At 50.6% G+C, this 26,542-nt stretch carries 21 protein-coding genes and 1 other RNA gene; 11 read left to right on the forward strand and 11 right to left on the reverse strand.

The features are described 5' to 3' along the window. From M977_RS25530 to selO, 7 genes are all read left to right on the forward strand, one after another. Positions 1-337, forward strand: a 337-nt coding sequence (locus M977_RS25530; protein WP_483413594.1) for a phage tail fiber protein, incomplete at its 5' end; no start/stop codon positions are given. Positions 338-685: 348 nt separating this feature from the next. Beyond that, the gene (locus tag M977_RS19680) at positions 686-1,234 is read left to right on the forward strand and encodes a glutathione peroxidase (RefSeq protein ID WP_064518292.1); all 549 of its coding nucleotides are present in this window, start codon (positions 686-688) and stop codon (positions 1,232-1,234) included. Further along, positions 1,234-1,980 carry a vitamin B12 ABC transporter ATP-binding protein BtuD gene (btuD, locus tag M977_RS19685; protein ID WP_064518294.1) on the forward strand — a complete coding sequence of 249 codons (747 nt, stop codon included), beginning with the start codon at positions 1,234-1,236 and terminating at the stop codon, positions 1,978-1,980. Before M977_RS19680 ends, btuD begins: the two co-directional genes overlap by 1 nt. Positions 1,981-2,060: 80 nt before the next feature. Beyond that, positions 2,061-2,522: an NlpC/P60 family protein gene (locus tag M977_RS19690; RefSeq protein WP_034455965.1), complete on the forward strand. Its 462-nt coding sequence runs from the start codon at positions 2,061-2,063 to the stop codon at positions 2,520-2,522. Positions 2,523-2,658: 136 nt separating this feature from the next. Then, positions 2,659-3,633, forward strand: a complete 975-nt coding sequence (locus M977_RS19695) for a LacI family DNA-binding transcriptional regulator (protein WP_064518296.1) — start codon at positions 2,659-2,661, stop codon at positions 3,631-3,633. A gap of 167 nt (positions 3,634-3,800) precedes the next feature. Next, positions 3,801-4,517 (forward strand): EAL domain-containing protein, encoded by a 717-nt coding sequence (locus M977_RS19700; protein ID WP_064518299.1) that lies wholly within the window; start codon positions 3,801-3,803, stop codon positions 4,515-4,517. Between the two features lie 78 nt (positions 4,518-4,595). After that, positions 4,596-6,041 (forward strand): protein adenylyltransferase SelO, encoded by a 1,446-nt coding sequence (gene selO / locus M977_RS19705; protein ID WP_064518301.1) that lies wholly within the window; start codon positions 4,596-4,598, stop codon positions 6,039-6,041. Between the two features lie 12 nt (positions 6,042-6,053). Here the strand turns inward: selO and M977_RS19710 are convergent, their stop codons facing one another. The 8 genes from M977_RS19710 to ppsR all read right to left on the reverse strand — a co-directional run bounded on the left by M977_RS19710 (position 6,054) and on the right by ppsR (position 14,348). Beyond that, the gene (locus M977_RS19710; protein WP_064518303.1) at positions 6,054-6,833 is read right to left on the reverse strand and encodes a heme ABC transporter ATP-binding protein; all 780 of its coding nucleotides are present in this window, start codon (positions 6,831-6,833) and stop codon (positions 6,054-6,056) included. Beyond that, positions 6,826-7,812 (reverse strand): FecCD family ABC transporter permease, encoded by a 987-nt coding sequence (locus M977_RS19715; RefSeq protein ID WP_280643834.1) that lies wholly within the window; start codon positions 7,810-7,812, stop codon positions 6,826-6,828. Before M977_RS19715 ends, M977_RS19710 begins: the two co-directional genes overlap by 8 nt. An 11-nt stretch (positions 7,813-7,823) precedes the next feature. Continuing rightward, positions 7,824-8,639: a heme/hemin ABC transporter substrate-binding protein gene (locus tag M977_RS19720; protein WP_064518305.1), complete on the reverse strand. Its 816-nt coding sequence runs from the start codon at positions 8,637-8,639 to the stop codon at positions 7,824-7,826. Then, positions 8,636-9,667 carry a hemin-degrading factor gene (locus M977_RS19725; protein WP_064518307.1) on the reverse strand — a complete coding sequence of 344 codons (1,032 nt, stop codon included), beginning with the start codon at positions 9,665-9,667 and terminating at the stop codon, positions 8,636-8,638. Before M977_RS19725 ends, M977_RS19720 begins: the two co-directional genes overlap by 4 nt. A 9-nt stretch (positions 9,668-9,676) precedes the next feature. Further along, the gene (locus M977_RS19730; protein ID WP_064518309.1) at positions 9,677-11,653 is read right to left on the reverse strand and encodes a TonB-dependent hemoglobin/transferrin/lactoferrin family receptor; all 1,977 of its coding nucleotides are present in this window, start codon (positions 11,651-11,653) and stop codon (positions 9,677-9,679) included. A gap of 287 nt (positions 11,654-11,940) precedes the next feature. After that, a complete protein-coding gene (gene hemP / locus M977_RS19735) occupies positions 11,941-12,105 on the reverse strand; it encodes a hemin uptake protein HemP (RefSeq protein ID WP_064518311.1) in 165 nt (54 codons plus the stop codon). A 203-nt stretch (positions 12,106-12,308) separates the two neighbouring features. After that, positions 12,309-13,355 (reverse strand): 3-deoxy-7-phosphoheptulonate synthase AroH, encoded by a 1,047-nt coding sequence (gene aroH, locus M977_RS19740; RefSeq protein WP_064518313.1) that lies wholly within the window; start codon positions 13,353-13,355, stop codon positions 12,309-12,311. A gap of 159 nt (positions 13,356-13,514) precedes the next feature. Continuing rightward, entirely contained in the window at positions 13,515-14,348 is an 834-nt protein-coding gene (ppsR, locus tag M977_RS19745; protein ID WP_064518316.1) for a posphoenolpyruvate synthetase regulatory kinase/phosphorylase PpsR, read from the reverse strand. 285 nt (positions 14,349-14,633) lie between these two features. On the opposite strand from ppsR, the gene ppsA reads away from it, so the two are divergent. Then, positions 14,634-17,045, forward strand: a complete 2,412-nt coding sequence (gene ppsA, locus M977_RS19750; RefSeq protein WP_064518318.1) for a phosphoenolpyruvate synthase — start codon at positions 14,634-14,636, stop codon at positions 17,043-17,045. 48 nt (positions 17,046-17,093) lie between these two features. Here the strand turns inward: ppsA and M977_RS19755 are convergent, their stop codons facing one another. Continuing rightward, positions 17,094-18,491 carry a glycoside-pentoside-hexuronide (GPH):cation symporter gene (locus tag M977_RS19755; RefSeq protein ID WP_064518320.1) on the reverse strand — a complete coding sequence of 466 codons (1,398 nt, stop codon included), beginning with the start codon at positions 18,489-18,491 and terminating at the stop codon, positions 17,094-17,096. A gap of 322 nt (positions 18,492-18,813) precedes the next feature. Here M977_RS19755 and M977_RS19765 point away from each other — a divergent pair, with 322 nt between their 5' ends. After that, positions 18,814-21,195, forward strand: a complete 2,382-nt coding sequence (locus M977_RS19765) for a glycoside hydrolase family 3 N-terminal domain-containing protein (RefSeq protein WP_064518325.1) — start codon at positions 18,814-18,816, stop codon at positions 21,193-21,195. Positions 21,196-21,274: 79 nt separating this feature from the next. On the opposite strand, the gene rprA is transcribed toward M977_RS19765, so the two are convergent. Together rprA and ydiK are read right to left on the reverse strand one after the other, a co-directional pair. After that, positions 21,275-21,381: antisense sRNA RprA (gene rprA / locus M977_RS19770), an RNA gene on the reverse strand. Positions 21,382-21,592: 211 nt separating this feature from the next. Continuing rightward, positions 21,593-22,693, reverse strand: a complete 1,101-nt coding sequence (gene ydiK / locus M977_RS19775; RefSeq protein WP_064518327.1) for an AI-2E family transporter YdiK — start codon at positions 22,691-22,693, stop codon at positions 21,593-21,595. A gap of 331 nt (positions 22,694-23,024) precedes the next feature. On the opposite strand from ydiK, the gene ydiJ reads away from it, so the two are divergent. Both ydiJ and menI read left to right on the forward strand, forming a co-directional pair. Beyond that, positions 23,025-26,081, forward strand: coding sequence for a D-2-hydroxyglutarate dehydrogenase YdiJ (gene ydiJ, locus M977_RS19780; protein ID WP_064518329.1), 3,057 nt, complete (start codon positions 23,025-23,027; stop codon positions 26,079-26,081). Next, entirely contained in the window at positions 26,078-26,488 is a 411-nt protein-coding gene (menI, locus tag M977_RS19785; protein WP_064518332.1) for a 1,4-dihydroxy-2-naphthoyl-CoA hydrolase, read from the forward strand. Before ydiJ ends, menI begins: the two co-directional genes overlap by 4 nt. Positions 26,489-26,542 lie beyond the last annotated feature (54 nt).

A 26,542-nucleotide genomic window follows, 5' to 3' on the forward strand; every position in this document is an offset into this window, starting at 1 on the left:
GGCTCTCGTCTGGCTGGATTACGAGATTAAGCCTGATGGTTCAATTCTGGTGAAAACCTATCATCGTACTCACCCGGAAGCCCCAGAATTTGCGCAAAACAAAGTTGGACACAAAAATGATGATGGTTCATTTACTGAAACCGTGATGAATGGTGCGCCTATTGATATCCCTGCTGACCAGTTCGTCTCTGTGCGTGTCGAAATGCCAGAAGGAAGTATTTATAACCAGAAGAAGCGTGCAGCGGAAAAAGAGAGGAAGGAAGCCGAGCGACTTGCAGTAGAGGAAGCAGCCCGCAAAGCGACGGAGGAAGCACAAGCTGATCCGGACCAACCATAATCCTGAAAATTTACACAGCGCGTAATCCCTTCATCAGTAAAGCCCTTTAATCCCACCCATCCAAAACATGACCAAATCATCTGATTTATCTATGCAGTCATCACGCGTATGAGTTAGAAAAAGAGCTCGTTTGGGGGCAGAATTGGGGGCAAATCTTGCGTTAGGGACAAGAATAGGGGCATTTAATTAGCTGTTATTTGCCGCTATTTGCTGTTGAGGTAATTTCTAATCCTTTGTTTTAAGTATAAATTTATGATTATCAAGAGATTCTGGAATTGGTTTCTTTATATGGCTACTATTAAAAGCTGGGAAATAATCCATCGTTTGATTTCAATTTAAGGGAACACAATGCAAGACATTCTGAATACTGAAGTCACCACCATTGACGGTGAAGCGACAACGCTTGAAAACTGGAAAGGTAAAGTACTGCTGGTGGTAAATGTAGCCTCTAAATGCGGTCTGACGGTGCAATACGAACAGTTAGAGAATCTGCAAAAAGAGCTGCAGCACGAAGGTTTCTCGGTTCTCGGTTTCCCATGCAATCAGTTCCTGGGTCAAGAGCCGGGTAGCGAAGAAGAGATCAAAACCTTTTGCAGCACCACTTATGGTGTAACGTTCCCGATGTTTAGCAAAGTGGATGTCAACGGAGAGAATCGCCACCCGTTGTACCAAAAATTAGTGGCTGCTGCGCCAAATGCAATTGCGCCTGATGGGAGTGGTTTTTTTGAACGCATGAGCAGCAAAGGTCGTGCGCCCGCTCATGTTGGCGATATTCTGTGGAATTTTGAAAAATTCCTTATCGGGCGCGATGGCCAGGTTATTCAACGTTTTTCACCTGATATGACGCCTGATGATCCAGCGATTATTGATGCTATTAAGTCGGCGCTAGCGAGATAATGTCGTTGTTACAGCTTAACAATGTGGTTGTGGCGGAGCGGCTTGGGCCGATTTCCGCCACTGTATACACGGGCGAACTGGTGCATCTCGTCGGGCCAAACGGTGCGGGGAAAAGCACATTGTTAATGAGAGCTGCGGGGTTGAGTTTGGGGGGCGGAGAAATAGCCTTCGCCGGCAGTAACCTGAATGAATGGCAACCCACGCAATTGGCTCGCCATCGTGCTTATCTCTCTCAGCAACAAATGCCACCATTTTCCATGCCTGTCTGGCACTACCTGCAAATGCATCAGCAAGTCAGTCCTGATGATAGCGTGATGCTCAAGCTCGTTGGCAGTCTGGGTCTGACAGATAAACTCACTCGCAGTGTTAACCAGCTTTCTGGTGGCGAATGGCAGCGTGTTCGCCTGGCAGCAGTTGTGTTGCAAATTCACCCTGAAATTAACCCGCATGGGCGCTTGCTGCTGTTGGATGAGCCAATGAACAGTCTGGATATTGCTCAGCAAACTGCGCTGGACAGAATTCTGATGGCGTTATGCGAAGCGGGCATTGCGGTAGTGATGAGCAGCCATGATTTGAACCACAGTTTACGTCATGCACATACTGTCTGGTTATTGCGTGCGGGTAAAATGATTGCTCAAGGTAAGCGGGATGATGTGCTGTCTGTGCAACATTTAGCGACAGCCTATAACATGCACTTTCGCAGAATGCAGGTTGAAGGGCATAGCATGCTGATAGCCACACTTTAGTTGCTGGTAAAAACTTGCACCAAATCATAGGTAAGCGCTAAATTACTGGAAATTATAAACGGGTGAGGATTAGCCTGAAAATGCGTGTATGGATTCTTGTAGTGGCATGTCTGGTGCTCGCTGGGTGTAGTCATCATGCGCCGCCTCCAAATTCTCGTCTCTCAGACTCGATAACGGTAATTGCCAGGCTTAATGATCAACTCAGTGGCTGGCATGGCACTCCGTATCGTTATGGTGGCATGAGTCGTCGTGGCGTCGATTGCTCCGGTTTTGTTTCAATTACTTTCCGCGACCGGTTTGATCTTCAACTGCCACGCGAAACGCGCCAGCAGGCCAAAATTGGCACTGAAATTGATAAAGATGATTTACTCCCGGGCGATCTGGTGTTCTTTAAGACGGGGTCCGGTGAAAGTGGCCTGCATGTTGGTATTTACGATACGGACAACCAATTCATTCATGCCTCGACCAGCCGCGGCGTGATGCGTTCGTCGCTCGATAATGTCTACTGGAGCAAGAAATTCTGGCAGGCCCGCCGTATCTAGCACCGTTTTTTCTCGGGCAGGGCCGCGCTATTGGCCCTAAACGTGACTCCCTTCAGCAATTCAGTGGCTAACCCAGGTGCGTTTCACAATATCAGGTAATATCTGGCAGCATTTCGCTCCCACTAAAGGATAGTTCATGGTTACTCTCGAAGATGTTGCCGCCAGCGCAGGTGTATCCCGGGCGACCGTCTCGCGCGTGGTGAATGGCGATAGTAAAGTTAATGCGCAGACACGAATCAAAGTTGAAGCGGCGATCACTGAATTAGGCTACACGCCGAATCCTGCGGCCCGAGCTTTAGCGTCCAGTCAAAGCAATACCTTAGGGCTTGTCACGACCTCTTATCGCGGCGGTTTCTTCGGGGCACTAATGGATACCATTCAGAGTGAAACTGAATTACAGGGCAAACAGCTATTAGTGACTCAAGGGCGGGATACTGCTGAGAAAGAACTCAATGCTATTCAGCGACTGTTTAATTTACGTTGCGACGGTCTGATATTACATGTCCGCGCTATCACCGATGCCACTCTTGTGCATTTGGCTGAACAAGACCGTAAATTCATTATTCTGGACCGAGATGTACCAGGGCTTGAACCACGCTGTGTGGTGTTTGACCATCGTGCGGCGAGTGCTCTTGCCACTGAGGTACTTATTGATGCCGGCCATACTGCAATTGCTTGTTTGCATGGGCCGAGTGGGCGATCTTCAAGCTTATTGCGTCTTCAGGGCTTTATTGATGCCATGAATCAGGCGCAGCTTGTGCCCATTGCGGTGCTGGGTGGGGAGTACGACATGCCGGGTGGCTATCAGCTTGCATCTCAGTTACTTGAAAGTGCCCAACCGACGGCTATTTATTGTTGTAATGAGGAATTGGCAGTAGGTGCGATGCTGGCAATCACTGAGCGTGGGCTGCGAATTCCCCAGGATATCTCACTGGTTTGCTACGACAGTGGAGAAAGAGCCTCGTTTGTTCGACCTGCAATTACCAGTGTTCATTTTCCGATAAGTGAAATGGCGCGTTTTGCGATCCGTAAATTATTGGAAAATGATTATGAGAATGAATCTTTTTCTCCCGCGATAATCCACCGTGATTCTGTCCGTCATATTCGCTAAAACTGGCGATAGGAGGATAACCAGGATAATATAATTATATTCGAAAAGAATCTGATACACATATCAAGGATGACCTTGCGTCTAAATACAATCAAATCAATCCAGTTAACGCTGGATGTTCATCGTGTCACGATGCCATCCACCTCATTTGAAACACGGCTGGCAACATGATCCTCTCACTCGATGCACAATATCGTTCGGATTTTTATTTCCAGCCTGTTTACTTGCCGAAGGGCGAAGTTTTAGGTGTTGAATTATTGGTTAATTTTGTTGGGGTCGATGCGCCGGTGCGTATTCCAACAGAATTAGTTACGCCAGTTATTAAACCAGAACAGCAATTAATATTGTTTCATGAGCAAATAGAATTACTCGAAAACTATCAAGAATTCTTTAAGGCTCAGAGCATGGTTGTCTGGGTAAATATAAGTGCGGTAATTGTTGATGACGTTTTAGCCAATTCGGTGCTGGCTTCCCGCCTGGCGCAGCTTCCGTTCATTGAGTTTTCTATCAATGAAAGCTTCCCCGATTTAAATCGTGGCAATGAAAATACGCGTTTGGTAACAATGTGTAAGCATTATTCATTAGTGTTAGCTAATTTTGGTGCGGGAGTAGCGACGACTAAACCGATTTTTGATGGGCTATTTAAACGTGTATTTATGGATAAATTATTTATTCATAAACAAATTAAACAACGTTCTTTTGAACCCTTTATGCTAGCAATGCTTGCCCAACTGACTCCTTTTTGCCAGACATTAGTTATAACGGGAGTTGATGACGATGCAGCGCGCAAGAAAATCCTCTCATTAACTCCCCTCGCCATGCAGGGTAATTGCTGGCCGGCCATTGCACCTAAGGCATTAACCGACTGGTTTCATTCTAATTAACCCGCTCGAGTAAATACCCCTGCCAACGTGCTGTGTTTAAAACCCCGTACAAGCACTACACTATCGGCAGGAGGTAACATGACCAATAAACCTGTATTTAACAATAGCTGGCACGATGAGTTGCCCGGCTTTTATACGGCTCTGAAGCCAACGCCGCTACATCATTCCCGGCTTTTTTATTATAACCGTCCATTGGCTGATGACCTCGGGCTTGATGCCTCATTGTTTGACGAATCTCATGCAGGTATCTGGAGTGGCGAAATGCTGCTTCCGGGTATGCAGCCTTTAGCTCAGGTTTATAGCGGGCATCAGTTTGGTGTCTGGGCGGGGCAACTTGGCGACGGGCGCGGTATTTTGCTCGGTGAACAACAGTTGGATGATGGGCGAAAATTTGACTGGCACTTGAAAGGTGCAGGCTTAACGCCTTATTCGCGTATGGGCGATGGCCGCGCCGTGTTGCGCTCAACGGTACGTGAATTTCTCGCCAGTGAAGCGATGCATGGGTTAGGGATCCCAACCACGCGTGCGCTCAGTATCGTCACCAGCGACACTCCGGTACGCCGCGAAAGCACTGAGCAAGGTGCTATGCTGATTCGTGTGGCGCAAAGCCATGCCCGGTTTGGTCACTTCGAGCATTTCTACTATCGCCGTGAACCCGAAAAGGTACAGCAATTGGCAGATTATGTGATTGCCCATCACTGGCCGCATCTGGTTGATGAAAAAGATAAATATCAGCTTTGGTTCCGCGATGTTGTCGAGCGTACCGCGCAGATGATTGCTAGCTGGCAAACTGTCGGTTTCGCCCATGGCGTGATGAATACTGACAATATGTCGATTCTCGGGCTGACGATGGATTACGGCCCGTACGGTTTCCTTGATGACTATCAGCCTGATTTTATCTGCAACCATTCCGATCATCAGGGGCGTTATGCTTTTGATAATCAACCTGCAGTAGGTCTGTGGAACCTACAACGCCTGGCGCAGACGCTGTCACCGTTCATCTCGGTCGAATGGCTAAATGAATTGCTCGACCACTATCAGTTCGCACTGATGAAAGCATTCGGGGAATTAATGCGCGGCAAACTGGGCCTGTTAACCGAACAAACGGCAGACAATGAAATTCTCACGGAACTGTTTGGCCTGATGGCAAAAGAGGGTAGCGATTACACGCGCACTTTCAGAATGCTAAGCCTGACTGAGCAAAATTCAGCAAGCTCACCGCTACGGGATGAATTTATCGACAGAGCCGCTTTTGATAGCTGGTTTACCCGCTATCGTACTCGTCTGCAAATCGAGCAGGTCAGTGACGAGCAGCGGCAGCAGGCAATGAAAGCTGCAAATCCTTCAATTGTTCTACGTAACTGGTTGGCTCAGCGTGCTATCGATGCCGCCGATAAAGGTGATGTAAGTGTTCTGGCTGAACTACATGAAGCACTGCGCCAGCCATTTGCTGAACATTCGGACGATTTAACACAACGTCCGCCGGACTGGGGCAAACGGTTAGAAGTGAGCTGCTCAAGCTAAAAATGGTGGATGTCACTGCTGTAACCAAACCTGAGGCACCGGGTATTCTGGATGATTGAATACCCGTAAATCCGCCTTATACCAACGCTGTAGCGTGGACTCTTCCAGCACCTGTTGCGGCGTACCATTTGCCACCAGCTTCCCTTCATGTAGCAATATAATCCGGTCAGCCCACAGTGCGGCCAAATTCAAATCATGCAGCACCACGCAAACCGACAATGTTCCCATCAGCGATAAACGGCGCAGTAAACGCAAGATATGTTGCTGATGATAAAGATCGAGCGCAGAGGTCGGTTCATCTAAAAACAGCCAGCCGTGGGGTTGCCCATCCAGCCATAGTTGCGCCAGTGCACGAGCCAGTTGCACGCGCTGTTGTTCACCGCCAGAAAGCTGGCAGAAATCGCGCCCGGCAAGCGTATCGCACCCCGTTAGCGCCATCACTTCCTGGACGACAGATTTAGTCTCTTTCTCCGGCCACGGCGCACGCCCCATAGCAATCACATCTTCAACAGCCCAACTGAACGCCATACCGCTGCGCTGGCGCATGACTGCACGTTTACGCGACAGAGCATCTCCAGTCCATGCCGTTAGTGGACGCCCAGCAAGGGTAATTTCGCCACCGTCTGGTGGCTGGAAACCAGTCAGTACCCTCAGCAGCGTAGATTTTCCGGCACCGTTAGGGCCGATTAGTGCCACGACTTCACCGGCAGCCAGCGTCAAATTAATGTCATCGAGTAATTTTCGCTCGCCTGGGCGAAACGTAACGTTTTTCGCCTGCAGTAAATCAGCCATCAGTTTCCCTCCCTGGGCGGAAAATCATTGCTAAAAACCATGGGCCGCCAAGCAGGCTGGTAAGCAGTCCAACGGGCATTTCAGCGGGTGCAACCAGCGTGCGAGCGAGGGTATCGGCAACCAACAGGAGCATTGCGCCAGCCAGCACTGATCCGGGAATAAGCCAGCGATGATCGGCACCTAGCCACATCCGTACTAAGTGCGGAACGACTAAACCAACAAAGCCAATCACACCGCTTACGGCAACGGCTGCTGCGACTAACAATGCGCTTAAAATCAGCAGGTGCCGTTGGGTTTTTTTGACATCTACGCCAAGATAATGGGCTTCTTCATCTCCAAGCTGTAACAGGTTAAGGCGTCTGGACAGAAACGTGATAGCCAGCGAAGCCGGGAGAATAAACGAAGCGGTAGCAAGTAAGGTTGACCACTGGGCTTGCCCAAGACTGCCCATGCCCCAAAGCGATAACTGGCGCAATTGGGCATCGTTACTGATCCAGGAAAGTACGCCGACCGCCGCACCACATAATGCATTTATGGCGATCCCCACCAGCAACAGACGAGAAAGACTGTTGTTACCCTGGCGGCTTAAGAAGAAGATCACCAGCGTGACCGCGAGACTGCCAACAAATGCCGCAAGCATTGGGACATATAATGCCAGGACTGCCGGTAGTGCGATTGGCAGAACTACTGAAAACCCGACTGCCAGTGCCGCACCGCTGCTGATCCCAAGTAAACCTGGGTCAGCAAGCGGGTTGCGAAACAGCCCCTGCATCACGCAGCCTGAAAGCGCCAGTGCACCGCCAACCAGCGTCGCCAGCAGCACGCGCGGCAAGCGAATATTGAGCCAGATATGGCGCAACGCTTCATCCTGGGCTTGCCACAACACGGCGATAGAAAGGCGCATAGCGCCTAAATTGGCAGCAACCAAAGACAGCGCCAGTAACGCCAGAATCATGGCGAGCAGAGCGCGTTGGGGCAGGGGACGGCGTATCAAGGCAATTGCTCCGCTTTTTTACGTAATGCAAGGATCGCATCTGGTGTTTGCAGGCCGAAACCAAGCAACGCCATATCGTCCACGACTAACAGCTGCCGGCTTTTCCCTGCGGGAGTTTGCACAAGCCCCGGCAGTTTCCAGACGTTATCTTCACCTCCCAACGTTTTCACACCGTCTGCTGTCACCAGTATCAATTGCGGCTGGCTAGCAATAACGCCTTCCTGCGACATTGGCTGATAACGTTTGAAACCTTGCATCGCATTTTGCAAACCTGCGGCGTGAATGGCGGCATCTGCCGCCGTTTCTTGCCCGGCAGCCATGGCAGTCATGCCACCGTGACTCATGATAAACAGCACTTTCACCGGCAATGGTTTTTCCGGAATCAACGCCAGTTTGCTATGCACTTGCTTGCGCAAAGCATCGCTCTGAGCTGTTTTCCCCATCGCTTGCGCGACTGCGTCAATCTTCTCATCGATAGCATCCAGCGAATTACCCGCCGGAATAGTGACGACTTTGACGTGGCTGCTGGCGACTTGCTCAAGTGCGAGCGAAGGTTTGGCCTGTGCACTCGCGAGTACCAGCGTCGGGCGCATAGCCAGAATCCCTTCGGCATTAAGCTGGCGCATATACCCGACATCCGGCAGCTTTGTTGCAGCCTGCGGGTGCAGACTGGTGCTGTCCCGGGCGACCAGCTGGTCACCCGAACCTAGTGCAAAGGCAATTTCCGTAACATCGCCACCAATTGCCACCACTCGTTCATTGGCGCTCGCAATCACTGGCATTGCAAGCAGGGCAATTAACCAGCGTTTCATGCGGCCAGCCCTTTGCTTACCAATGCTTCCAACTGTGAGCGCCACTGCTGCTGCTCAGGCTCGCCTTCTGTACGTTGACCGTAAAGCTGCGCGATTTGCGTGCCGTCAGCCGCAAACAGTTCCAGGCTTGTCACGAAGCCATCGCCGCTTGGTTTACGCGTCACCCAGCTTTCAGCGATGGTGTCGCCCATCAAGTGCAGGGTGAATTGCGGGTTGAAGATGTTGATCCAGTTATCCATTGGCACAACTTTTTCCACCTTGCCGGTGAAAATCTGCACGGTGCCCTGGTTGCCGACGAAGATCATAATTTCATTTTGATCTTGTTTCGCCTGAGCGAGCAGTTGTGCCAGTGCGCTGTTATCAACCTGGCAGGCCAGGTCTTCAGCCACCAGACGGAATGCTTGTTGGCGAGTCAACTGGTGGCGTTTGAGTAGACTAAAGAACTGATGCACGTCGCGCAGGCTGCGCCATTCAGCATCAACCTGTTGGCCATCTACCGCTGGCGTCATCACGGTTTCTTCAGCGGCTTTCAGTTCAAGATCCGGGTTATCGGCATAGATAAACTTCGCCAGCATATCGCCCCAGGCGGCGAAATCGGTGTTGTCGGTGGTGTACACCTTCAACAGCGCATCGCCCTGATGGTCAAAAAACTGAATGCTCTGGCGCTCGCCGCGAGCAGTTTCCTCACGAATATGGAATGCGAAAGCCCATTGATTGAGGAACAGACGCAAATCCAGCGCGCGGGGGTTAAGAACCAGCCCTGCATGGCCATGAAGTTGTTGGTTCTCAAAACGTCCAACTTGTTCATGCACTGCATATTCGTTACGGCAAATGGACTTGATTTCGCCCACGTTTTCAAGGGAGGCGAGAATGTCGCGAACTTCACCTTTTAAGCGCCATGCATCATGCCCTACGCGAGCATGAGTTAGTTCGGCCTCGCTGATGTTCATCAGTTTTGCGATGTCACGAGCATATTTTTTAGGGTGCTGTTGTTTTAGCTGCAACCAGTTTTCATAACGCTGAGTCATATTGCTTCCTTACCATTGATAACTAACGAAGATTTTGCCGTTACGGCCATCTTGTGGGAGCCCCTGTGGCGACCAGTATTCCTTATCAAAGGCGTTACCCAGTACCAGGGAAGTAGTTAGCCCGCGCAACTGCTGCTGGCCTGTATAGCTGACATAGAAATCGTTCACGCCGTAACCCGGCTGCGCGCTGTAGCTGCTGCTAATATGCGTTGAGCGTTCAGCAAAAGTGCCAACCCAACCTACGGAGAAGCCACTTTGTGCCACAGGAACATCGAGGATGCTGGTGACAGTGTCCGGGTTCAGGCTTGAAATCCAGTCGCCGGTGCCGGTGTCTTTACCACGGGTGCGGTTATAAGCCAGATCAAGGCTGAACCACGCGCTGGTGTACTTCGCCGTCATATCCCAACCCCAGATTTTGGCATCAGGAACGTTATAGGACATGGTGGTCGCTTTGGCGAAATCGACGGTGGTAGAAATGTAGTCTTTTGCTTTGGTATCGAAGTAGCTGGCTTTAAATTCGAGGCCATCATCCGCCAGCATCAAATCGTCGAAGCGCAGACCAAAACCGCCTTCCAGCGTTTCGTTAGTTTCCGGGCGCAGATTCGGGTTCGGAACCCAGTAGTTGGTGTAACGCGTACCGATAGAGAAGTGTTTCGCGTCGTTATACATTTCGCCCATAGTCGGGGCGCGGAATGCCTGGGCATAAGAACCAAACAGCATCAACCATTCGGTTGGTGTGATGGAAAGTGCGCCACGCGATGACCACTTATCGGCATTCACATCGTCATAGCCGTCGCTGCTGCCGCTGTAATTGTCATAACGCGTACCGGCTAACAGGGAAACAGGCAGGTCGCGCAGGGTGATTTCATCTTGCAACCAGCCGGAGCCGAAGTCGATGTTGGCCTGTGGGAAGCCCGTAGTGTTGCCGCCAGGTTTTTGATCCTGACGATAATACTCACCGCCGTAAGTCAGCAGGTGGGCTGCGAAACTGTCGGTAAATGCACGGCTGCGGTTTTCGACTTTTCCACCAGTGGTGGTTTGCTTGCGGAACTCAGCACCATCAGTTTGGCCCTGCGCGTTGATGCGCGCTTCAGACCAGTAGGCGGTAGCATCGGCATTTAGCCAATCGCTTTGGTCCGGCCCAATGTGGTATTTCAGCTGTGCGTCGCGCTGAATGGTCGAGCGGTCAACCATCGGGTTACTCGGGTCTGCATTCGTGGTTTGCGGGTTTTTAGGCTCCTGCGCGGCGTTATTGTAGTAACGCAAAGAGCCTGCAAGTGACTGTGCCGGGTCGATATACCAGGTGCCTTTAGTCAGGAAGTTACCGATGTTTTCGTCGTTTGGCGCAGTTTCGCCGTCGCTCTGACGAATGTCGCCACGGTCGCGACTCGACCACGCAACCAGTCCATCAAGGTCATCCGTGCGACCAAAGGCGCTGGCACCCATTCCGACACTGTGATCGCCCGTCGCACCGCTACCAAACACGCGGAAACCACTGTTCTGGCCTTCATACAGCAAATCGCTGGCATCGGCTGTTTCATAAGAAATCACGCCGCCGAGTGCACCGCTGCCATATAGCAGAGCTGCCGGGCCGCGCACCACTTCGATACGCTTGATTAATGCCGGGTCAAGAAACGTGCTGTTTAGATGCCCGGTGTCCGTGCCCTGGCGTACGCCATCAACCAGCATCAACACGCCACGGCGATCGTAACCGCGCATGCTGACGTCCTGACCATTGGTGCGGCCGGTGCCGGAAAGGGTGATCCCAGGCACCCGGCGTAACATGTCAGCGGCAGATGATGAGGTTTGGCTTTCAGGGGTAGTGGCGTCAATGACGGTGACCATCATTGGCGCTTCAAATGTGCTGCGTTGGTTGCCGGTGGCCACCACGGTCATTTGATCGTCTTTCGCGAAAGCGGGCAGGGCAGAAAAAACCGCAACAGTCAGTAATGACAGACGGAAGCCGACTGTGTGTAAAGCAGGCATGCGCAAATCTCCATAAGAAAATTTAAAAGCGCTGGCTGCCTGGGAAAAACCTGGGTGGCTTGCGTTTCTCCTTCATATTTCAAGCCGCATCTTTGTTGGCTGCGTCACTCACCCGAATCACTTACTTATGTAAGCTCATCGGGATTCGTTCCCTTGCCGCTGCGATGCAACTCGAACTATTTCGGAGAAATAATTTGGGTTGTATTTCGGTTCTGTTCCCCCTAAATAATTCGAGTTGTAGGAAGGCTAGTCGCCAACGCATCAACAACTTGAAGTATGAAAGGGATTTACTTGGTCAGGATTAGCTTCCCGGCCTGAGTTTGTCGTAAATGATACTGCTGGCCTTCGTGGACAATAACCACGCGCCCGTCAGGGCCGAGCAAAAGCTTACTGTCTATCTGACGAGGGCCAGCCGCAGATTGCGGATTCGTAGGGGTGAATGCTTTATCCATGTTTCACTCTGTTTACAAATGACAATCAATGTAACAATGATAATCATTATCAATAAACTATGTTTCATCATCAAGTGTTATTTGTAAGAAATTTGTGAATGGATCAATTTTGAGCGGAAGAGGGGAAAAGGTCGGATGTCGCTTACGTTAATCCGACCTCGGAAATGCGGTTATAGGGCAGATGATTGTCATCCACCGAAAATTTAGAAACGGCTATCCGTTGCGTCTGCCAGCATATCGAGCAGCGTTTCCGTGTCTTCCCAGTTCAGGCAAGGGTCGGTAATTGATTGGCCGTACACCAGTGGCTGTCCGGCAACAATTTTCTGTGTGCCTTCACGAATGAAACTTTCAGCCATCACACCCGCAATTGCCCGCGAACCATTACGAATCTGGTTACAGACATCTTCGCAAACTTCGAGCTGGCGACGGTGCTGCTTCTGGCAGTTGCCATGACTGAAATCGATCACTAGTTGTTCTGGCAAATCAAACTCATGCAGGCTGTCGCAGGCAGCGGCGATGTCGGCTGCGTGATAGTTCGGCTGTTTGCCGCCGCGCATGATGATATGGCCGTACGGGTTGCCGCTGGTTTGGTAAATGGTCATCTGGCCGTGTTTGTCCGGCGAAAGGAACATATGGCTGGCGCGGGCGGCACGAATCGCGTCTACCGCAATACGCGTGTTTCCATCGGTGCCATTTTTGAAGCCGACCGGGCATGAAAGGGCGGAGGCCATTTCACGGTGGATCTGGCTTTCGGTAGTGCGTGCGCCAATGGCGCCCCAGCTAATCAAATCGGCAATATACTGGCCGATCACCATATCGAGGAATTCTGTTGCGGTCGGAACACCCAGTTCATTGACCTGCAACAACAGGCGGCGTGCCTGTTCGATGCCGTGGTTGACGCGGTAGCTGCCGTTTAAATCTGGATCGGAAATCAGCCCCTTCCAGCCCACCACGGTGCGCGGCTTTTCGAAATAGGTACGCATCACGATTTCAAGACGATGCTGGTGTTTCTCACGCGCAGTCTGCAATAGACGGGCGTAATCCATTGCCGCATCCAGATCATGAATGGAGCAAGGACCAACAATCACCAGCAGGCGATTATCTTCACCATTAAGGATTTTTTCGATACGACGGCGTGAGGCCGTTACGTTTTGCGCAACTTCCTCGGAAACAGCCAGACGCTGTGCCAGCTCCGCAGGTGTGACCAGACTATCGATGCGCGCGGTGCGCAATTCATCTGTTTTATTCATTGGGTGTCTCAAAAATTTTGTCTTCAGCTCGGCAGGAGTACCGGGAAGTGATGGCTGTCACGATAAACCAATCTATGTTGAATTCAACCGTAAAACTGAATCGTTACCACCAGATTGCGTACAGCCTGACATACAAAATTGAACTTGTGAACTAGTTTGTTAGTACATGCGACGATTCAGTCCCATGATATCCAGAATCTTGGTCGCCATTTCCTCAACCGAATAATTAGTGCTGTTCAGGTAGCGAATCTGGTTCTTGCGAAACAGTGCTTCGACTTCCGCCACTTCCAGACGACACTGGCGCATCGAGGCATAGCGGCTGTTTTCCCGGCGTTCTTCACGGATTGCCGCAAGGCGCTCCGGGTTGATCGTCAAACCAAAGAGCTTATGTTGCAAAGGCTTGAGTACCGCTGGCAGCTGAATGTTATCCATATCGTCGGCAATAAACGGGTAGTTTGCGGCGCGAATACCAAACTGCATGGCGAGGTACAAGCTGGTGGGGGTTTTTCCGCAGCGCGAAACACCCAGTAAAATCACCTGTGCCTGATCGAGGTTGCGCATTGAAATGCCGTCATCATGCGCGAGTGTGTAATCAATGGCGGCGATACGCGCATCATATTTGATTAAATTCCCGGGATTAAGACCGTGAGTTCGGTGAGCAATCGGCGTGGGTTCAAGTTTTAATTCTTGCTGCAAAGGGGCAACCAGCGCTTGCACAATATCCTGACAAAAACCTTCACTTTGCAAAATAATGTCGCGAATGACCGGTAAAACGATGGAGTAGAACACTAATGGGCGCACGCCAGATTGTTGATAAATGGCATTGATTTGTTCTTTCACCGCATTGGCCCGGCTTTCGTTTTCAACAAACGGCAGCGTGATGCTGTTAATCGCAACAGGAAACTGTGACATAACCGCGTGTCCAAGGACTTCGGCGGTAATTGCGGTGCCATCGGAGATATAAAAAACTTGCCTGTCTGCTGAGTTATCCATTTTTTTTCCTAAAATATTTCACATAGGCTGAAGCATAAATTAAAACCTTACATTCTGGAGCAATCTCATTTCATTTTTAAAACTGAAACGTAGTTTTTATTTTTAATGAAATGCACGGTTCATTTTTACTTATCTTAATAAACCTTTATTAATATAGGGATTAAATTAAGAATCAACAAGTTAGGCAGTATGTAAATATATCTGAAAAATTCAAATTTTTATTTTGCTTGAACGATTCACCTGTTTTATTCCCTCATCTAATTATGCCAATCTAAAAGGGAGGTAATGTATTTCTCATTCATATATCACAAAAGGATTGTTTCGATGTCCAACTCGTCACCGCTGGTGCTTTGGTACAACCAACTCGGCATGAATGATGTAGACAGGGTCGGGGGCAAAAATGCCTCTCTGGGTGAAATGATTACTAACCTTTCAGGTATGGGTGTTTCCGTGCCGAATGGTTTTGCCACCACGGCCGAAGCATTTAACTTGTTTCTTGACCAAAGTGGCGTGAACCAGCGTATCTATGAATTACTGGATAAAACGGATATTGATGATGTGACTGAGCTTGCCAAAGCCGGTGCCCAAATCCGCCAGTGGATAATTGATACGCCATTCCAGCCTGAGTTTGAAAAAGCCATCCATGATGCCTACGAACAGCTTTCTTCAGACGATGCAGATGCCTCTTTTGCCGTGCGTTCTTCTGCAACCGCCGAAGATATGCCCGATGCGTCGTTTGCCGGACAACAAGAAACTTTCCTCAACGTACAAGGTTATGACGCGGTGCTGGTTGCCGTGAAACACGTCTTTGCTTCCCTGTTTAACGACCGCGCTATTTCGTATCGCGTTCATCAGGGTTACGACCACCGTGGCGTTGCGCTCTCGGCTGGCGTGCAGCGCATGGTGCGTTCAGATCTCGCATCATCCGGTGTGCTGTTCTCCATCGACACTGAATCCGGTTTTGACCAGGTGGTGTTTATCACCTCCGCTTATGGCCTGGGTGAAATGGTGGTGCAGGGTGCTGTTAACCCAGACGAGTTTTACGTTCATAAGCCTACGCTTGCTGCCGGTAAACCGTCGATTGTGCGCCGCAATATGGGCTCGAAGAAAATCCGCATGGTTTATGCTCCAAGCCAGGAGCATGGCAAGCAGGTGCGTATTGAAGATGTACCGCAAGCCGACCGCGACCAGTTCTCTATCACGCCTGAAGAGGTGCAGGAACTGGCGAAGCAGGCGGTGCAAATTGAGAAACACTACGGCCGCCCGATGGATATCGAATGGGCCAAAGATGGGCACACCGGCAAGCTGTTTATCGTCCAGGCTCGCCCGGAAACGGTCCGTTCTCAGGGGCAGGTGATGGAGCGTTACCAGCTGCATTCCCAGGGAAAAATCATTGCTGAAGGACGTGCCATCGGCCATCGCATCGGTGCCGGTCCGGTCAAAGTCATTCATGACATCAGTGAGATGAACCGCATTCAGCCAGGTGATGTTTTAGTCACCGACATGACTGACCCGGACTGGGAACCGATCATGAAAAAGGCGGCGGCAATTGTCACCAACCGCGGTGGGCGCACCTGTCACGCGGCGATTATCGCCCGTGAATTGGGTATTCCAGCGGTAGTGGGTTGCGGTGACGCGACAGAACGCCTGAGCGAAGACCAGAACGTGACGGTTTCCTGCGCCGAAGGGGATACCGGTTATGTCTACCAGGAACTGCTGGATTTCAGCATCAAAAGTTCTACGGTCGATACCATGCCGGATTTGCCGCTGAAAATCATGATGAACGTCGGTAACCCGGATCGCGCATTTGATTTTGCCTGCCTGCCGAACGAAGGCGTGGGGCTGGCGCGTCTGGAATTTATCATCAACCGCATGATTGGCGTGCACCCGCGTGCGCTGCTGGAATTTGACCAGCAAGAGCCTGCGTTGCAAAAAGAAATTAGCGAAATGATGAAAGGTTATGACGACCCGGTTGAATTTTACGTCGGTCGCCTGACGGAAGGGATTGCGACACTCGGCGCGGCATTCTGGCCGAAGCGCGTTATCGTGCGTCTTTCTGATTTTAAATCTAACGAATACGCCAACCTGGTGGGCGGCGAGCGTTACGAGCCGCATGAAGAAAACCCGATGCTTGGTTTCCGTGGCGCAGGCCGTTACGTAGCTGACAGCTTCCGCGACTGTTTCGCGCTGGAATGTGCTGCAATGAAACGGGTACGTAACGACATGGGCCTGACTAACGTCGAAGTAATGGTGCCGTTTGTGCGAACTGTGGCGCAGGCCAAAGCGGTGGTTGAAGAACTGGGACGCCAGGGGCTGAAACGCGGTGAGAACGGACTGAAAATTATCATGATGTGTGAGATCCCATCTAACGCCTTGCTGGCAGATGAATTCCTGCAATATTTTGATGGTTTCTCCATTGGTTCAAACGACATGACTCAGTTGGCGCTGGGGCTGGACCGCGACTCTGGTGTGGTTTCTGAACTGTTTGATGAGCGCAACGACGCGGTGAAAGCACTGCTGTCGATGGCGATTAAAGCGGCGAAGAAGCAGGGTAAATATGTGGGTATTTGCGGCCAGGGCCCATCTGACCATGAAGATTTTGCTGCCTGGTTGATGGAAGAGGGGATCGATAGTCTTTCCCTGAACCCGGATACCGTGGTGCAAACCTGGTTAAGTCTGGCGGAATCTCAAAAATAATTAATATTCATCATAGTAAGGCTCCTCATTGCTGAGGAGCCTTTTTTATCATAATGCTTTCGGTGTCATTACTCCGGTAACTCCGCTTTCGCTCTGGAATTTACCCATTCGCAAATCACCCACAATACTGTTCATTCTCTCTTCGGTAAGTTTGTAATAGTGAATCGAAATAGCCGTAATGATGTAGAAAATTGCCGGTAGTACGGTAAACAGAATCAATACACCACGGACGGCTTCAGCTGATTGCTGTTCTACTCCTGCCTGATAACCAAACCAGGCCAGACCCCATCCGGTTAATGCACCACCAATCGCCACACCTAACTTAATAATGAATATATTCGCCGCGACGTTCATTCCGGTAATTCGACGCTGAGTTTTCCATTCACCGTAGTTATTAGCATCGGTAATCATTGACCATTGCAGAGGGGCATTTATACCCTGCAATATATTAAGGGCAATATGCACGATGAATGCGGGCATCCAGTAGTTTGTCGGCAGTACGAGGAACAATAAACCGATTAATGCGCTTAACACGTTCACCCAAATGGAGGCGCGAATTTTACACATCCAGCTACCGAGATGCTTTGCAAATAAACTGCCGAATACGGCAGCGATAGTCGTGGCAAGCATGAACATCGAAATAATGCCACTGCCCTGATTAAGGATATATTGTACGAAATAGACCAGTAAACTCCCGCGAACGACGACACCGCACAACATCGCAAGGTTATAAACAGACAAAATACGCCACTGATCGTTTTTTAATAAAACTTTTACGTCGCGCATAATATTCAGGTTTTCTTCTTTCACTGGCGTAATTCGTTCGCGAGTAGTGAAAAAACAGACCAGGAACATGATACAGCCGATCACACCGAAGATGCCCATTGCCCACTGCATACCCGTAGCTCTGTCAGTTGGTGAGATGAAATCAGCCAGTGGCAGAATCAGCGCCGTACCCATCGCACCGCCGATTGGCGCAATGGCAAAACGCCATGATTGCAGGGAAAGATTTTCCTGAGGGTCAGAAGTAATCGCAGCACCTAATGAGCAATAAGGGATATTGATCGCGGTGTACATTAGCGTCATGAATATATACGCAAATACGGCGTAAACAATTTTACCGGTTTGCTCAAAATCAGGCGTTGAATAAACCAGCACACAGCTGACTGCAAACGGGATACAGATAATCAATAACCATGGGCGGAAGCGCCCCCAGCGGCTTTTTGTCTGGTCGGCAATCGCACCCATAATAGGGTCAGTAATCGCGTCCAGTATTCTGACGAGTAAAAATAGAGTCCCCATGACCGCAGGGGGTAAACCATAAATATTGGTATAAAAATAAGCGAGAATAGCAACGGAAGAGTCAAAGACAATGTGACTTGCCGCATCGCCCAGCCCAAAACCCAGTTTTTCTTTGATGGTAATTTTTTCAGTTAACACCGACATACATTCACCTTTATTAAGAGCCGGAATATGCCCTTAGTTATATGTGGTGAAAGTTAAGATGAGTATTGTAATTTTTTATTTGTGTTTTATGTTTCTTACCAACTGTGACGGAGTTATCTCTTATTTGATTCTCCTCGTCGTGAATGGGTTTTATTTCATGGATATTTTTGAAACCCATCACATTTATCACTTAAAACCAAAAAACGTAATCTTGCAGGTTATTCTGGCAATTGTTTGCACCCGCACTCATCACCCATATTGATGATTAAAAATCATCTCCGCGAACAGTGTCGCGGATGGCTGAACTCGAAAGGGGAATATTATGCCTGCAATTTATCAGGATGCTCGCCGCCCGGTAGATGAACGTGTCGCTGACCTGATGTCACGCATGACGCTGGAAGAAAAATTTGCCCAAATGCATGCGTACTGGCTGATTTTATCGAGCGATGGTAACCACCGGGAGCGCACAGATTTAAGCGATGAATTTTCAGGGGTGACAGAACAATCTGCACTTGCCGAACGGCTCAAACTGGGTGTGGGGCAAATTACCCGGCCACTGGGAACCCACATTGTTGATGCTAAAGAGGGCGTGCGTGCCGCTAACCGCTTACAGAAAACACTGGTAGAAGAAACGCGGCTGGGCATTCCGGCGCTGTTTCATGAAGAGTGTCTGGTGGGCCTATTGTGCAAAGATGCCACCTTATTTCCGTCATCACTTAACTATGGCTCGACGTGGGATTTGGATCTGATTGAGCGCGCGGCTGCTGCGATTGGCGAAGAAGCGCGTTCAACTGGCTGCCATCAGGGGTTGGCTCCGGTGCTGGATGTTTCGCGCGATGTACGTTGGGGGCGCACGGAAGAAACATTCGGTGAAGACCCGTGGCTTGTGGGCATGATGGCGACACATTACGTCAAAGGTTTGCAGGGTGAAAAACGCTCTGTGCTCGCCACGCTCAAACATTATGTTGGTCACTCATTTAGCGAAGGTGCGCGCAATCACGCCCCGGTTCACCTGGGTTTTTGCGAGCTAAACGATACCTTCCTGCTGCCATTTGAGATGGCGGTGAAGCTCGCAAATGCCGGTTCGGTCATGCCGGCTTATCACGATATTGATAATCAGCCAGGGCATTCTGACGAATTCTTAATGACCACAATTTTGCGCGAGCAATGGGGCTTTGACGGCCTGATTGTGGCGGATTACGGCGGTGTGAGTCTGTTGCATCAACATCATGGTATTTCACATGATGCAGCGGAATCTGCGGCGCTGGCGTTTAATGCCGGTCTGGATGTGGAATTACCAAAAGATGATTGCGCGCGCCATCTCTCTGAAGCGGTAGAACGCGGCCTCATCACGATGCAAAAAATCGATGAGATCGTGGCTCGGGTATTAAAAGAGAAGTTCCGGCTGGGCTTATTTGAACACCCTTACCGCGATGAAAACGGTGTCGTGCTGCAAAGTGAATCTACCGTACAGATTGCGCGTGAGGTGGCGACACGTTCAATCACGATGCTTGAAAACGACGGCATATTACCGTTGAAAGGGTACCCGCGCGTGGCGGTGATTGGCCCGACGGCTGATGACCCGCTCGCGCTGCTGAGCGGCTACAGCTTCCCGGTGCATCTGATTATTAGCGATATGCTTGAACAAACATCGCAAGTCACCACGCCGTTAGACGCCCTTCAACAGCAACTTGGTCGCGATAACGTGCGTTATGCCAAAGGCTGCCACATCATCGAAAAACGCATGGCTGGCGCGCCAGTTTTCCCCGGTGACAGCGGTGGAAAACCGATGCAAGCCTCTCCGGTTTCACACGATACCTCGCTGATTCCGGACGCCGTGAAAACCGCTGATCAAAGCGATGTTGTGGTGCTGTGCGTGGGAGATTTATCCGGCTTATTCCAGAGCGGAACAGTCGGCGAAGGTTCGGATACTGACAGCCTGGAACTACCGGGCGTGCAGCAACAACTACTCGATGCATTGGTTGCTACCGGCAAACCGGTGATCGTAGTGATGACTGGAGGGCGCCCGTACAACTTAGGCGGCCAGGAAGATAACGTTGCTGCGCTATTGATGGCCTGGGCTCCAGGGCAAGAGGGAGGCCATGCAATTGCCGATATTATTACCGGGCGTGCTGAACCAGGCGGCCGCCTGGTGGTGTCCATTCCTAAAAGCGCCGGGGCAATGCCGTATTACTACAACCATAAACTGAAGAGTGGTGGTACGCCATTTGCCTTCCACTTTGGCGCCCGATACCCGTTCGGTTTCGGTAAAACATGGGCTGAATTCAGTTATGGGGCGCTGCAAATTGCCAGTAATGAGATTCCCAATGAGAACGGTGTGGTGAGTGCGAGTATTACCGTCAGCAACAGCGGAACGGTAGCAGGCAGCGAAGTAGTCCAGCTATATGTTCATGACAAAGTGGCGTCAATGGTGCGCCCTGTTCAGGAACTCAAAGCGTTCCAGCGCGTGCATCTTGAGCCGAGTAGCAGCGCACGACTCACGTTTAACATTCCAACCGATATGCTGAATTTCACCCGCCGCAATGGGGAGCGTGTTGTCGAACCTGGCGAATTTGAAATCCGCGTAGGCGCATCAAGTGGCGATATCAGAAGCACGGGCGTTGTGCGGGTGACCGGCGATACGCGGGTTATTAACGGCAAGTGGCGGATGGTGAGTCGTTGCGAGGTTTTAAATTATCCCTAAATAATGCATGCCCTAAATAATTCGTGCTTCAGCCTGTTGAACGCCGCTGTAGCGCAAAGTATGACGGGCAAAACGGCACGCAAAAAAAAGCCCATCGTTGAGATGGGCAAAGACTACACACAGCAATTCGTTGTTTCACTCAGGGGATTTCCATGCTTATAAATCAATGTGTTGATTCATAGCCGTGAAGTAATAGTAGGCATCTCATCCTGGAGCGTCACTCGGATTCGTCTCAATAGTTAATAGAAAGTAAACGGTTGGGGTCACATTACGGGATGTTTGATGCATCAAGGAGTTCTGGGGAGGGATTCAAGCCTGAAATTGATAAGTAGTGTTAATCAGTTTGGTTATGTTGCTCCTACAACTGTAGGAGCAACATTCGTTTTAGGTGGTGTACTTATTCGTGCTCTTCAAGGACTTCCACGACTTCATTCGGGTCATCCTGCGGCGCTGGTGCCTCATGCATCCATACCGAAATCAAACGGTAAGAGACTGCAAGTAGAACTGGCCCGATAAACAAGCCAATCATGCCAAAGGCAATCAACCCACCGATAACGCCGGAAAGAATCAGGATCATCGGCAAGTCCGCACCCATACGAATCAGTACCGGACGGATAAAGTTATCCATCGTGCCGACTACGCAACTCCATACCAGCAGCACCGTGCCCCAGGTGTTATCACCAGTCCAGTACAACCAGGCGATTGAGGGCACCAGCACCAGCAATGGGCCGATTTGCACCAGGCAACATAACATCATCACTACGGTTAGCAGTGTCGCATTTGGGATACCGGAGATGGCAAGCCCCACGCCACCTAAAACCGACTGAACCAGTGCGGTGACAACTACACCAAGTGCTACAGCGCGGATCGCTTGTCCAGCAAGTAATACAGCGGCATCACCACGCGTTCCCGCGAGGCGGAATGCAAAGTGGCGAATCCCATTACCTAGCGTTTCACCTTTCGCATACAGCAGCACACTAAACAGCAGCATCAGACCACAATGCATCAGGAAACTGCCTACGTGTATCGCCTGGCCCAGGAACCAGGTTGTTGTGGTGCCGATATATGGACGCACTTTCGCCATAATGGCACTACCACCACTCTCGACCAGTGTATTCCAGCCTGCGTAGAGTTTGTCGCCAATAAGCGGAATGGTATTAAGCCACTCAAACTTCGGTAACTCCATATTGCCTTTGGTGGCCCAATCAATAACCGGGCCGCTGTTATCCACCAGGCTGTTCACCAGCAACGCCACCGGAATAACAAACAACATCAACAGCAATAGCGTCATCACCAGAACGGCGAGCGAGCGTTTTCCCCACAATAATTTCTGAACTTTGAGCATCAGTGGCCAGGTGGCGAGCACAATTGTACCTGCCCAGGCAAAACCAAGAACAAATGGGCGGACTATCCACAAACAGGCGATGATCATCACCGAGATAAACAACACCGACAGCAGGATTTGTAGCAGATCCTTTGGCTGACTCACTTTAACCATAGATAAAATCCCTTAATTACTGATAACGGGCAAAACGCCACGTTAAAACCGCGAAGCGGATGTGTTAATGATGATGTATTTCCTCGATTTTGGACAGGTACAAAACAGACGGGAATGTCTGAATAAAATGTGTTAAAAACGAATACCCGTCATAATTCGAGCCGCAGGTGTGTTGACTGCACCCGAGTGCCCCAGTCACATAGCAATCTATGCTCCTGGGGACTTACGGCCTTGTCGCCTTCCCGCAACTCGAATTATTTAGGGTATTAGAATTAATAAACGCAAACGATAACTCACAACTCTTACAACGTCAGGCAGGGTCGGAAAGTCAATGATCCCACAAATTTCTCAGGCACCAGGTCTTGTTCAATTGGTGCTCAATTTTTTGCAGGCACTGGAACAACAAGGTTTTACCGGCGATACCGCCACCAGCTACGCTGACAGGCTTACTATGGCCACTGACAACAGTATTTATCAGCTGTTGCCAGATGCGGTGTTATTCCCTCGTTCTACAGCAGACGTGGCATTACTTGCCAGACTGGCCTCTGAAGAACGCTTCAAAACTCTGGTCTTCACACCACGCGGTGGCGGCACCGGCACTAACGGTCAGTCTTTGAACAAAGGCATCGTTGTCGATATGTCGCGCTATATGAATCGCATCATTGAAATTAACCCCGAGCAGGGTTGGGTGCGGGTCGAAGCGGGCGTCATTAAAGATCAGCTTAACCAATACCTGAAGCCGTACGGTTATTTTTTTGCACCGGAACTTTCCACCAGTAACCGGGCCACGCTCGGCGGGATGATTAATACCGATGCTTCGGGGCAAGGTTCATTGGTTTACGGTAAAACGTCTGACCATGTTATGGGCGTTCGTGCTGTGTTATTGGGGGGCGATATTCTCGACACACACCCGATGGCGACAATGCTTGCGGAAGAAATGGGGCGCGATGAAAGCCCAACCGGCAGGATTTATAGCACGGTGCTTGAGCGTTGCCGCGAACATCGCCAGTTGATTATCGATAAATTCCCGAAACTTAACCGCTTCCTGACCGGCTACGATCTGCGCCACGTATTCAACGACGATCTTTCGCAGTTCGACCTGACACGTATTCTTTGCGGCTCAGAAGGCACGCTCGCGTTTATTACCGAGGCGAAACTGGATATCACGCGTCTGCCAAAAGTGCGTCGCCTGGTGAATATCAAGTACGACTCCTTCGACTCTGCGCTGCGTAACGCGCCGTTTATGGTAGAAGCCCGTGCGCTCTCCGTCGAAACCGTCGATTCAAAAGTCCTGAACCTGGCGCGTGAGGATATTGTTTGGCATTCGGTCAGTGAATTAATCACCGACGTTCCTGGCAAAGAGATGCTGGGTCTGAATATCGTGGAGTTTGCCGGTGATGACCTCGAGCTCATCGAAGGTCAGGTTGCTTCACTATGTGAGCGTCTCGACTCGCTGATTTCACAAGGCGAAGGCGGCGTTATCGGCTGGCAGGTTTGTAGTGAACTGGCAGGCATTGAGCGCATTTATAATATGCGCAAAAAAGCCGTTGGCCTGCTGGGTAACGCGAAAGGGCAGGCAAAACCCATCCCGTTTGCGGAGGATACCTGTGTACCGCCGCAATATTTGGCCGATTACATCACTGAGTTCCGCGCGTTGCTTGATAGCCATAACCTGAGTTACGGCATGTTCGGCCATGTCGATGCGGGCGTTTTACACGTGCGTCCGGCGTTGGATATGACTGACCCGCATCAGGAAGTGCTGATGAAGCGCATTTCTGACGATGTAGTTGCGCTCACCGCGAAATATGGCGGTTTGTTGTGGGGCGAACACGGTAAAGGTTTCCGTGCCGAATACAGCCCGGCATTCTTTGGCGAAACGTTGTATGAAGAGTTACGCCGTATTAAAGCGGTATTCGACCCGAACAACCGCCTGAACCCTGGGAAAATCTGCCCGCCGTTAGGTGTGGATGACCCAATGATGCAGGTCGATGCTGTGAAGCGCGGTACTTTCGACAGGCAAATCCCGATTGCGGTGCGCACCTCATGGCGCGGTGCAATGGAGTGTAACGGCAATGGTCTGTGCTTTAACTTCGATGTGAAAAGCCCGATGTGCCCGTCGATGAAAATCACCAACAACCGTATTCACTCGCCAAAAGGGCGGGCGACGTTAACTCGTGAATGGTTGCGTTTGCTTGCCGATCGTGGCGTTGACCCGGATGCACTCGAAAAACAGATGCCGGAAAAACGCGCCAGCCTGCGTACGCTTATCGAACGTACACGCAATACCTGGCATGCCCGTAAAGGCGAATATGATTTCTCTCATGAAGTGAAAGAGGCGATGTCGGGTTGTTTGGCCTGCAAAGCGTGTTCAACGCAATGCCCAATTAAAATCGACGTGCCGGAATTCCGCTCTCGCTTCTTGCAGCTGTATCACACCCGCTATTTGCGCCCGGTGCGCGACCATTTGGTGGCAACCGTCGAAAGCTACGCACCGTTAATGGCGCGTGCGCCAAAGACCTTCAACTTCTTTATGAGTCAGCCGTGGGTACGCAATCTATCTGCTAAACATATCGGCATGATCGATCTCCCAATGCTCTCAACGCCATCGTTGCAACAGCAGTTAGTAGGGCACACCTCAGCAAATACCACACTTGAACAGCTTGAGAGCTACAGCGCTGAGCAGAAAGCTAAAACGGTGCTGGTAGTGCAAGACCCGTTTACCAGTTACTACGATGCGCAAGTAGTGGCGGATTTTGTACGCCTGGTCGAGAAGCTAGGGCTGGAACCGGTAGTTCTACCATTCTCACCTAATGGTAAAGCGCAACACATCAAAGGCTTCCTGCAAAAATTCGCTCGCACCGCGCGTAAAACGTCGGACTTCCTCAACCGCATTGCGAAATTGGGAATGCCAATGGTGGGGGTCGATCCGGCTCTGGTGCTCTGCTATCGCGACGAATATAAGCAGACGCTCGGTGAAGAACGCGGTGATTTCCACGTTCAGTTAGTGCACGAATGGCTGCCTGCTGTGTTGGAAAACCGTGAAATGACAAGCGTTGGTGGTGAGTCGTGGTATCTGTTTGGTCACTGTACCGAAGTCACCGCGCTACCCACTGCGCCAAACCAGTGGGCGGCGATATTTGCACGTCTGGGCGCAAAACTTGAAAACGTTAGCGTTGGCTGTTGCGGCATGGCGGGAACCTATGGGCATGAAGTCAAAAACCATGCGAGTTCCCTGGGGATTTACGAGCTGTCCTGGCATCAAGCAATGCAACGCTTACCGCGCCAACGCTGCCTGGCAACCGGCTATTCTTGCCGCAGCCAGGTCAAGCGTGTGGAAGGCAACGGTGTTCGTCATCCGCTACAGGCACTACTGGAGATTATGGGATGATCTGGCGACGTGAAGTAAATCTGGACGCGCTTAATAAAATGGGTGCCGACAATATGGTGGAGCATGTGGGTATCATATTTACCCGCATTACAGAAACCGAGCTGGAAGCCACCATGCCGGTTGATAACCGCACCCGTCAGCCGTTTGGCCTGCTGCACGGCGGTGCGTCGGTGGTGTTAGCTGAAACACTCGGTTCTGTGGCCGGGTACTTGTGTACCGAAGGCGAGCAGAAAATTGTCGGGCTTGAAGTTAACGCCAACCATCTGCGTTCCGCGCGTGAAGGTATCGTGCGCGGTGTTTGTACTGCAGTGCATGTTGGGCGTAGGCACCAGGTCTGGCAAATCGAAATCAGCGACGAGCAAGGGCGGCTTTGCTGCACATCGCGCTTAACAACTGCCGTGGTGTGATAAATAGCCTGAGCCTGGAATTATTCAAAAATAAACAATAATGGCGGTGGGATA

Source organism: Buttiauxella gaviniae ATCC 51604, assembly GCF_001654835.1.
Lineage (GTDB): Bacteria > Pseudomonadota > Gammaproteobacteria > Enterobacterales > Enterobacteriaceae > Buttiauxella > Buttiauxella gaviniae.